This is a genomic window from Mesorhizobium sp. WSM4935, assembly GCF_029625735.1.
Taxonomy (GTDB): domain Bacteria; phylum Pseudomonadota; class Alphaproteobacteria; order Rhizobiales; family Rhizobiaceae; genus Mesorhizobium.
In genome coordinates, this window is the sequence record NZ_JARTVR010000044.1 from 1 (window position 1) to 954 (window position 954).

The 954-nt window shown below is 65.2% G+C and carries 2 protein-coding genes; both read left to right on the forward strand.

What is annotated here, in order from left to right:
- The coding region (locus P9273_RS32015) for a triose-phosphate isomerase family protein (protein WP_278052564.1) at nt 1-534 on the forward strand (534 nt) is incomplete at its 5' end.
- Nucleotides 535-544: 10 nt separating this feature from the next.
- Nucleotides 545-954: RpiB/LacA/LacB family sugar-phosphate isomerase (locus tag P9273_RS32020; protein ID WP_278052565.1), on the forward strand; the 410-nt coding region annotated here is incomplete at its 3' end.

Genomic DNA, 954 nt, shown 5'->3' on the forward strand with positions numbered 1-954 from the left:
GGCGAGATTTCGCCGGTGATGTTGAAGGACTGCAATCTGGATATCGTCGAGCTCGGCCATTCCGAGCGGCGCGAGCATTTCGGCGAGACGGACGAAACCGTGGGCCTCAAGACGGAGGCTGCCATACGCCACGGCTTGACCCCCTTGATCTGCATCGGCGAGACGCTGGCCGAGCGCGAGGCTGGCCTCGCCCGCGAGGTTCTCGACGGGCAGGTGCGCGGCGCGCTCTCCAAGCTCGGCGCGGCGCAGAAGCGGGCGCCGATCCTGCTCGCCTACGAGCCGGTCTGGGCAATCGGCATCAACGGCATTCCGGCGACCTCGGACTATGCCGACGCCCGCCAGGCGGAGATCATCGCCACCGCCCAAGACGTGCTCGGCCGCCGCGTCCCATGCCTCTATGGCGGTTCGGTCAACCAAGACAATTGCGCCGAACTCATCGCATGCCCGCATATCGACGGTTTGTTCATCGGACGCGCCGCATGGGCTGTCGAGGGCTACCTCGACATCCTGTCCAGATGCGTTGCCAAACTATGAGGAGACGATCATGAAGCTCGCGATTGCAGGGGACAGTGCCGGCGAAGGCCTGGCCAGGGTTCTGGCCGACTATTTGAAGGACAAACACGAGGTGTCGGAGGTGTCGCGCACCGAAGCCGGCCCGGACCCCTTCTACGCCAATCTGTCCGACCGGGTCGCGAACGACGTGCTGGCCGGCAAGTATGACCGTGCCATACTCATCTGCGGCACCGGGATCGGCGTCTGCATATCGGCCAACAAGGTGCCTGGCATCCGCGCGGCGCTCACGCACGACACCTACTCCGCCGAGCGCGCCGCGCTGTCGAACAACGCCCAGATCATCACCATGGGCGCGCGCGTGATCGGGCCTGAACTGGCAAAATCGATCGCCGATGCCTTCCTCAAGGAGACCTTCGATCCCGAGGGCCGGTCGGCCGGCAA